A 9079-nucleotide genomic window follows, 5' to 3' on the forward strand; every position below is an offset into this window, starting at 1 on the left:
AGGTCTCACAGATTCAAAAATCACCTCACATCAAACCGATCCAGGTTCGTCACCTTGGTCCATGCCGCCACGAAGTCCTTAACAAACTTCTCCTTCGCGTCACTGCTCGCATAAACCTCCGCCAACGCCCGTAACTGTGCATTCGAACCAAAGACCAGATCCACACGCGTCCCGGTCCACTTCACTGCGCCGGTTTTGCGATCACGGCCTTCGAACTCTTCAGCCGCCTCGGAGGTGGGTTTCCATTCCACGCCCATGTCGAGCAGGTTGGTGAAGAAGTCGTTGGTCAGCGCTTCCGGTTGTTGGGTAAAGACGCCGTGTCGGGTTTGTCCGACGTTGGTGTTGAGCACGCGCAGGCCACCGACCAGCGCGGTCATTTCGGGCGCGGTGAGCGTCAGTTGTTGCGCCTTGTCGATCAGCAAATGCTCGGCCGATACGCGGTAGCGGGTTTTCAGGTAGTTGCGGAAGCCATCGGCAATCGGTTCCAGGAAGCCGAAGGAATCCACGTCCGTTTGCTCTTGCGACGCGTCCGCCCGCCCTGGTGTGAACGGCACTGTGACGGTTTGGCCGGCATTTTTTGCCGCTTGTTCGACGCCGGCGTTCCCCGCCAGCACGATCAGGTCGGCCAGCGAGATTTTCTTGCCGCCAGCGCTGAACTCGCTCTGGATGCTTTCCAGTTTCGCCAGCACGCTCGCCAGTTGTTCAGGCTGGTTGGCTTGCCAGAATTTCTGCGGGGCCAGACGCAGGCGTCCGCCGTTGGCGCCGCCGCGTTTGTCGGAGCCGCGGAAGGTGGAAGCGGCTGCCCACGCCGTCGATACCAGCTGCGAGACCGACAGGCCGGAGGCGAGGATTTTGCCTTTGAGTGCAGCAACGTCGCTGTCGTTGACCAGGGGATGATCGACCGCCGGGATGGGGTCTTGCCAGAGCAGCACTTCGTTCGGCAATTCCGGGCCGAGGTAGCGGGAGAGGGGGCCCATGTCGCGGTGGATCAGCTTGAACCAGGCGCGGGCGAAGGCGTCGGCCAGTTGATCGGGATTGGCCAGGAAGCGTCGCGAAATCGGCTCATAGATCGGGTCGAAACGCAGGGCCAGGTCCGAGGTCAGCATGGTCGGATTACGCCGTTTGGACGCATCGTGTGCGTCCGGAATGGTGCCGGCACCGGCGCCGTTTTTTGCCACCCACTGATGCGCCCCGGCTGGGCTTTTGCTCAGTTCCCAGTCGAAGCCGAACAGGTTTTCCAGGTAGTTGTTGCTCCATTTTGTCGGCGTGGTGGTCCAGGTCACTTCCAGGCCGCTGGTGATCGTGTCCGGGCCTTTGCCGGTGCCAAAACTGTTTTTCCAGCCAAAGCCTTGCTGTTCAAGACCGGCAGCTTCCGGCTCGGCGCCGACATTGTCGGCAGGTCCGGCGCCGTGGGTTTTACCGAAGGCGTGGCCGCCAGCGATCAGGGCCACGGTTTCTTCATCGTTCATTGCCATGCGGCCGAAAGTTTCGCGGATGTCCTTGGCTGAAGCCACAGGATCAGGATTGCCTTCAGGGCCTTCGGGGTTGACGTAGATGAGGCCCATTTGCACGGCGGCGAGTGGGTTTTCCAGATTGCGGCCCTGCTCGGTGCGGCTTTCCTCGTTTTCTCCGGGCTCAGCAACAAGAGGACCTTCGCCGGGCTCTTGCATGGGCTGGTTTTCTTTGCCGTAGCGAGTGTCGCCACCCAGCCATTTGTTTTCGGAGCCCCAGTACACATCTTCGTCAGGCTCCCAAACGTCCGGACGACCACCGGAAAAACCAAACGTCTTGAAGCCCATCGACTCCAGCGCCACGTTGCCGGTGAGCACGATCAGGTCAGCCCAGGAAATGTTGCGGCCGTATTTTTGCTTGATCGGCCAGAGCAGCCGACGCGCCTTGTCGAGGCTGACGTTGTCCGGCCAACTGTTAAGCGGTGCGAAGCGTTGCTGGCCCGAGCCAGCACCACCCCGACCGTCACCGGTGCGATAGGTGCCCGCAGCGTGCCAGGCCATGCGAATGAACAGCGGCCCATAGTGACCAAAGTCCGCTGGCCACCAGTCTTGCGAATCGGTCATCAGCGCCGTGAGGTCTCGCTTGACCGCTGCAAAGTCCAGTTTTTTGTACGCTTCGGTGTAGTTGAAACCCTCATCCAGGGGATCGGACAGGGACGAGTGCTGGTGCAGGATTTTCAGGTTCAGTTGGTTCGGCCACCAATCGCGGTTCGTCGTGCCACCGCCAGCGGCGTGGTTAAACGGGCATTTCGATTCATTTGCCATGTGCGAGCTACCTTTGGTCGTGTTCATCCGGGCTATTCGGCCCTTTGTGGGTTCTGGAATAGCGACGAGCGAAAGCAATGACACAGGCTGCTGGGCCAGCAGTTCGATTCACTGATTATTTTGATCACACGGAAATCGGTACTGCAGAAAACGAGGTGCAATCACGGTGGCCCACGGCAGGCTTAGTCATGTTTCTGACTCATTCCTGTCTCCTTATCAGCTCAAAACCGGCTGGCTGACGCCAGCGCTGGGATAATGTTAGACGCCTATCCGCAAGTCAGCTAATAGGTGGAGTATTCGGGGCTCATAGGCAAAAGCTTTTGCAGGAGACTGCCGGCACAACTTCGGAACCCCTGTCATCCCGGCGAATCAATGATTCACGAACTGGGTGTTCATTACTCCTGCGTCGGCCATTTATGAACGGGTGGAATGGATCGGTGGGGCGTATCTGGGCGACGACACTTCACGGGCGTTTAGACATGGCGCTGGCTGTGGCCGGCGCCTGTATCAGTCTGTCAGTGATGTTCCTGATCAAGCTAAAGAAGTCGCAGGCATGAGCGCGATCATTGCGCCCCAAACACCATCGTCCAATACACCCCCTTATCACTGCGCGCATCCGCCGCGTACCCTGCGCCAACCTGAGTAAACATCGGGCTCATCAGGTTCGCACAATGCCCGGGGCTGGCCAGCCATCCTGCCATGGCCTTGCTGGGTGAACTCTGCCCGGCGGCGATGTTCTCGCCGACCTGCCTGCCACGAAAGCCCGCAGACCTTGCTCGATCCGCTGGCATGTCGCCGTCGGGATCCTGGTGCGCGAAGTAATTGCCGTAGGCCATGGCTTTGCTGTGTCCTTGTGCGGCGACGCCGAGCGCGGGGCTCCAGCCAAGTGGTCGTGCGGCGGCGAAGCGCCGGCCGCCACACATCCGTGGTTTGGACCGCGCGGCGTTGACCTGTGCCAACAACGCTTTGCTGACGGATCGCGAATCGCCGGTCTGACTATCGAGCACCGGCCGCGCCAGCACCACTTGCCATTCGGTCCTGGCGCGACTGACACCAATGTCAGCGTACTGGCCGTCCAGCAACGCCCCGCAGTAATCGTCCTGCAACATGTCAAAAGCTTCATCGGCATCCTGTGCGCCGACCACCCGAATGCTGCGTACCGTCACCGCTGAATAGCCGGACGCTTTCAGCCGATCGCGCAAACCACCGCCATAGCCAATGGGCAATGCGAGATTGGAATTCAGCGCCAGCGGTGCCAGGCGCTGGGCCGGGCGTCTGTCGCAACGTTGTGGATGGGCGCGATAGTCGTTGATCGCCGCCACCAATTGGCGTTCGCCATTGGCATGAGCGGGGGCGGCGGATAGAGCAAGCACAGACAAGAAACACAGCGAGGCGCAGCGCGAGGCGAGGACGGTCGGGTGCATGAGGCGGACAGCTCTGATAAGAGGACAGTGGCAATGGGAATTCACGGCGGGAGTAAGACTGGGGTTTGCACACTAGGTTCAGGAGAGCGAGGTGCAAAAAATGCGGCATTGCCTACCGTATGTCGCAAATTGCTAAAAGCCCCGGTCCTCAAGATGATTGGGCAGACCGCGTCGACGACAGATGAGCTATCCGAGTCTGGCGGGCAAGCTGTCGCAATCGGTGGATCGGTTCAGGCTGTGAACTGATGCTGTCTGGTAAGGCGCCATCGCGAGCAGGCTCGCTCACAATGGTTTTATGACTACCTGAGTTCAACTGTGTTAGCGAGCCTGCTCGCGATGGCAATAGGCCAAACAACACAACATCCTGACTCTAGAGATACTTATCCGTCACAGCCCCCTCCGAAGCGCTGGAAACAGTCTTCGCATACTTCGCCAACACCCCGCGCTTGTATTTGGATTCCGGCCGCACCCAACGGGTTTTACGCTCGGCCAACACTGCATCGGAAACATCCACCGTAATCTGTCGGGTTTCGGCGTCGATGGTGATTTTGTCGCCGTCTTCAATCAACGCAATCGGCCCGCCTTCAAAAGCTTCCGGCGTGATATGCCCGACAACAAAACCGTGCGAGCCGCCGGAGAAACGGCCATCAGTGATCAGCGCGACATCCTTGCCCAACCCCTTGCCCATGACCGCCGACGTCGGCGAGAGCATTTCGCGCATGCCTGGCCCGCCCTTGGGCCCTTCATAGCGAATCACGATGACGTCGCCGGCCTTGACCTCGCCGTTGAGGATGCCGGCCAGCGCACCTTCCTCGCCATGATAGACGCGGGCCGTTCCTTCGAAGCGCAGGCCTTCCTTGCCGGTGATCTTGGCCACTGCGCCGGTGGGCGAGAGGTTGCCGTGCAGGATCACCAGGTGCGAGTCCTTTTTGATCGGCTTGTCGAAGGGCAGGATCACGTCCTGGCCTTCGGGATAATTGGGTACGTCTTTCAGGTTTTCAGCCAGGGTCTTGCCGGTGACCGTCAGCACGTCGCCATGCAGCATGCCGGCATCGAGCATGCGTTTCATCAGCGGCTGGATGCCGCCAATGGCCACCAGTTCGCTCATCATGTATTTGCCGCTGGGGCGCAGGTCGGCCACCACCGGCGACACCTTGCCCAGTTCGACGAAGTCCTCCAGCGTCAGGTCGACATCCACGGCGTTCGCCATGGCCAGCAAGTGCAGTACGGCGTTGGTTGAGCCGGCGAGGGCAATGACCACGCGGATCGCATTTTCAAAGGCTTTGCGAGTCATGATGTCGCGCGGCTTGAGGTCCAGCTTGAGCAGTTCCATGACCTGCTGACCGGCGCGGAAACTGTCTGATGCCTTATCGCTGCCGACTGCGTCCTGAGAACTGGAACCGGGCAGGCTCATGCCCAAGGCTTCGATGGCCGAGGCCATGGTGTTGGCCGTGTACATGCCGCCGCAGGAGCCAGGGCCGGGAATCGCCACTTCTTCGATCTGCTTGACCTGGATCTCGCTGATATCCCCCCGCGCATGCTGCCCCACGGCCTCGAACACCGAAATGATGTCGGTGTGGCCGGCACCCGGACGGATGGTGCCGCCATAGACAAAGATCGACGGCCGATTGAGCCGCGCCATGCCGATCAGGCAGCCCGGCATGTTCTTGTCACAGCCGCCCACGGTCACCAGGCCGTCAAAGCCTTCGCAACCGACCACCACCTCAATCGAATCAGCGATCACTTCACGCGACACCAGCGAGTACTTCATGCCTTCGGTGCCGTTGGCGATGCCGTCGGAAATGGTGATGGTGTTGAAAATGACGCCTTTGGCACCGGCCGCGTTGGCACCTTTTTCGGCCTCAAGGGCGAGCTTGTCGATGTGCATGTTGCACGGCGTGACCATGGCCCAGGTGGACGCGATGCCGATCTGCGGCTTCTTGAAGTCGGAATCGGTGAAACCCACGGCGCGTAGCATGGCGCGTGCGGGGGCCGCTTCAACGCCGTCGATGACTTGAGAGGAGTATTTGCGCAGATCGTCTTTGTCGCTCATGACGTTTCCTCACATAAAAAGGCTGATCGATGGCTTCCAGGCCCGGGGTTTTAAGTCTAGCCCGGGTTCGCAGAACCGGCCCGATAAGAAAAACCGATACCCCCTTAAGGATTTCCCAGAGGCGGGGCGGGCGCCTGCGGCTTTAGAGTCACGCCCAACAGAGTGACTGTCGCGCATCGACTCCACGCCTGCCGCAATTTCAAAAAAATAAGAAGGTGAATGCATGAGTAACGAAACAGTCGATATCAAGGCGTGGATCGACAACCGACCGGTTGCGCCTTACCAATGGCTGATCATGGCCCTGTGTTTTTTTATTGTGCTGTTTGACGGTTTTGACGTCGCCGTCATGGGCTTTATCGCCCCTTCGCTGATTCAGGAGTGGGGCCTGTCCAAAGCCGCCTTTGGCCCGGTAATGAGCGCCGGCATGGTCGGCCTGGCCATCGGTGCCTTGACGGCCGGGCCTTACGCCGACCGTCTGGGACGCAAAAAGGTGCTGCTGTGCGCCGTGACCGGTTTCAGTGTGCTGAGCCTGGCCTGTGCGTTCGCTCGCAACCCTTATGAGCTGGCGGCACTGCGGTTGTTCATGGGTGTGGCGCTGGGCGCGGCCATGCCCAATACCACCACCTTGCTGTCTGAATACCTGCCGCAGCGCAATCGCTCGCTGTTCATCACCATCATGTTCACTGGCTTCAACATGGGCTCGGGCTTGGGTGGTTTTGTCGCCGCGTGGCTGATTCCGAGTCACGGTTGGCAATCAGTGCTGCTCTTTGGCGGGATCATGCCGCTGTTGCTGGTGCCGTTCTTGTGGTTTCTGTTACCTGAGTCGGCGCGTTTTCTGGCGGCTAAAAATGCACCTGCCAGCCAGATCGCAAATGTCTTGAACAAGTTGGGCGGGACGTTCACCAACGCCACCCGATTCATCATGACCGAGCCCCAGGCTCAGCAAAAAGCCCCGGTGCGCATGCTGTTCTCCGAGCGCTTCCGCCTCGGCACCTATGCACTCTGGCTCACCTATTTCATGGGCCTGCTGGTGATCTACCTGACCATGGGCTGGATGCCGACGCTGTTGCGTGAAGGCGGTTTGTCGATCGAACGCGCGGCGACCATTACCGGGCTGTTCCAGATTGGCGGCACCGTGGGTGCGATCCTGGTCGGTTGGGCCATGGACCGACGCAATCCGAACGCCGTTATCGCGACCTCTTATGCGCTGGGCGGTGCATTCATCCTGCTGCTGGGCGCCTTCAGCCTTGAGTCGAGCCTGCTGGCATTCGGCGTGGTCGCGGCGGGGTTCTGCATGAGCGGTGCGCAAACCGGGCTCAACGCCTTCGCGCCGGGTTACTACCCGACCGAATTCCGCGCCACCGGGGTGAGCTGGATGCTGGGCATCGGACGTTTCGGGGCTATCTTTGGTTCTCTCATCGGTGGTGCGGTACTCAGTCTCGGGTTGGGTCTGCCGTTGCTGTTCGCCCTGTTGAGCGTGCCGGCCTTTATCGCTGCACTGGCGATCCTGGCTAACGGTCATGCACGACGCCGGGTGAACCAGGCCTTGCTGACGCAATAATCTTTTTTAAACACAGGAACTCGTTATGGCACGCATCATCGGTGGCCTCGCCGTCTCACATACACCCACCATCGGCTTCGCTGTCGATCACGACAAACAGAACGAGGCCGCCTGGGCGCCGATTTTCGAAGGTTTCGAACCGATCAAGGTCTGGCTCAAAGAGCAGAAACCGGATGTGCTGTTCTATATCTTCAACGACCATGTGACCTCGTTTTTCTTCGACCACTACGGCGCGTTTTCCCTGGGCGTCGATGAGCGGTACGAGGTCGCCGACGAGGGCGGCAACCCACGCTCGCTGCCTGCGGTCGGCGGGCATGCGGTGCTGTCGCGACACATCGGTCAAAGCCTGATGACCGATGAGTTCGACATGAGCTTTTTCCGCGACAAGCCACTGGATCACGGCTTCTTCTCCCCGATGTCGGCGCTGTTGCCGTGTGACCCGGCCTGGCCGGTGGAGATCGTGCCGCTGCAAGTGGGTGTGTTGCAGTTCCCGATTCCCAGTGCGTTGCGCTGCTACAAGCTGGGCCAGGCCCTGCGCCGAGCTATCGAAAGCTACCCCGAAGACTTGAAGGTGGCGATTGTGGCCACTGGCGGTGTATCCCATCAGGTGCATGGCGAACGCTGTGGTTTCAATAACCCGGAGTGGGATGCGCAGTTCATTGATCTGCTGGTCAACGACCCGGTGCGCCTGACCGAAATGACCCACGCCGAGTACGCCACGCTGGGCGGGATGGAAGGCTCGGAGGTGATCACCTGGCTGATCATGCGCGGCGCGTTGTCGGCCACGGTGAAAAACCTGCATCAGGATTATTACCTGCCCTCGATGACCGGCATCGCCACGTTGCTCCTGGAAAACCAGGATCGACCGGTGCCTGCCGACGTCACTGCGCGCCACTTGCAGCATATGCAACACCAGTTGGCCGGGATCGAGAAACTGGAAGGGACGTACCCGTTCACCCTCGAACGCAGCGCCAAGGGCTATCGCCTGAACAAGTTCCTGCACCGCATGATCGAGCCCCAGTGGCGCCAGCGCTTTCTGGATGCACCCGAGGCGCTGTTTGAAGAAGGCGGCTTGAGCGAAGAGGAGTGCGATCTGTTGCGCCGTCGCGATTGGCGCGGTTTGATCCAGTACGGGGCGATCTTCTTTGTCCTGGAAAAACTCGCGGCGGTGCTGGGCATCCCCAACTTGCAGGTCTATGCGGCCATGCGTGGGCAGAGCCTGGAAGACTTCATGAAAACCCGCAATCAGCAGGTGCTCTACTCGGTGGCGGGCAAAGCACCGCGCTGATCGCGCCCACATTCACGCGGCTCTTGCCGGGCCGCCCATTCCATTTTTCTGTTTGACCTCACTGTGCCCGGCATGACCGGGCGCAGGGACTTTTATTACCCAAAAATCGGAAAACAATAACAATGAAAATCACGGTCAACCCTCGTATCGTCTGCACGTTCGCCATGGTCTCCGCGTTTCCTCTGGCGGGCTCGGCGGCCGGATTCCTGGACGATGCCAGCGCCAACCTCAACCTGCGCAACTTCTACATCAACCGCAATTTCACCAACCCGGCCAACGCGCAAGGCAAGGCTGAAGAGTGGACGCAGAATTTCATCCTCGATGCGAGGTCCGGGTTCACTCAGGGGCCGGTCGGTTTTGGCGTCGATGCGCTGGGCCTGCTGTCGGTCAAACTCGATGGCGGTAAAGGCACGCGCGGCACCCAGTTGCTGCCGGTTGGCAGCGACGGCAGCCCCGTCGATGACTTTGGTCGTCTGG

At 60.1% G+C, this 9079-nt stretch carries 6 protein-coding genes; 3 read left to right on the top strand and 3 right to left on the bottom strand.

The window, feature by feature from the left end; translation table 11 throughout:
- Positions 1 to 20: 20 nt before the first annotated feature.
- The 3 genes from katG to ilvD form a co-directional block, all read right to left on the bottom strand.
- Complete coding sequence (gene katG, locus PMI22_RS02800; protein ID WP_007948865.1) at positions 21 to 2276, bottom strand: catalase/peroxidase HPI; 2256 nt, start codon at positions 2274 to 2276, stop codon at positions 21 to 23.
- A gap of 563 nt (positions 2277 to 2839) precedes the next feature.
- Positions 2840 to 3700: a CAP domain-containing protein gene (locus PMI22_RS02795; RefSeq protein ID WP_007948868.1), complete on the bottom strand. Its 861-nt coding sequence runs from the start codon at positions 3698 to 3700 to the stop codon at positions 2840 to 2842.
- 370 nt (positions 3701 to 4070) lie between these two features.
- On the bottom strand, positions 4071 to 5753 hold the full coding sequence (gene ilvD / locus PMI22_RS02790) for a dihydroxy-acid dehydratase (protein WP_007948869.1): 1683 nt from the start codon (positions 5751 to 5753) through the stop codon (positions 4071 to 4073).
- A 223-nt stretch (positions 5754 to 5976) separates the two neighbouring features.
- On the opposite strand from ilvD, the gene PMI22_RS02785 reads away from it, so the two are divergent.
- From PMI22_RS02785 to PMI22_RS02775, 3 genes are all read left to right on the top strand, one after another.
- On the top strand, positions 5977 to 7314 hold the full coding sequence (locus tag PMI22_RS02785) for an MFS transporter (RefSeq protein WP_007948871.1): 1338 nt from the start codon (positions 5977 to 5979) through the stop codon (positions 7312 to 7314).
- A 25-nt stretch (positions 7315 to 7339) separates the two neighbouring features.
- Complete coding sequence (locus PMI22_RS02780) at positions 7340 to 8602, top strand: gallate dioxygenase (protein ID WP_007948872.1); 1263 nt, start codon at positions 7340 to 7342, stop codon at positions 8600 to 8602.
- A gap of 122 nt (positions 8603 to 8724) precedes the next feature.
- Positions 8725 to 9079, top strand: a 355-nt coding sequence (locus PMI22_RS02775; RefSeq protein WP_007948873.1) for an OprD family outer membrane porin, incomplete at its 3' end; no start/stop codon positions are given.

Origin of the sequence: Pseudomonas sp. GM21 (assembly GCF_000282215.1) — a bacterium.
Classification (GTDB): Bacteria; Pseudomonadota; Gammaproteobacteria; order Pseudomonadales; family Pseudomonadaceae; genus Aquipseudomonas.

Coding starts and splice junctions, on each gene's coding strand:
- katG (WP_007948865.1), bottom strand. CDS start 2,276: ATGGCAAATGAATCGAAATGCCCGTTTAACCACGCCGCTGGCGGTGGC.
- PMI22_RS02795 (WP_007948868.1), bottom strand. CDS start 3,700: ATGCACCCGACCGTCCTCGCCTCGCGCTGCGCCTCGCTGTGTTTCTTG.
- ilvD (WP_007948869.1), bottom strand. CDS start 5,753: ATGAGCGACAAAGACGATCTGCGCAAATACTCCTCTCAAGTCATCGAC.
- PMI22_RS02785 (WP_007948871.1), top strand. CDS start 5,977: ATGAGTAACGAAACAGTCGATATCAAGGCGTGGATCGACAACCGACCG.
- PMI22_RS02780 (WP_007948872.1), top strand. CDS start 7,340: ATGGCACGCATCATCGGTGGCCTCGCCGTCTCACATACACCCACCATC.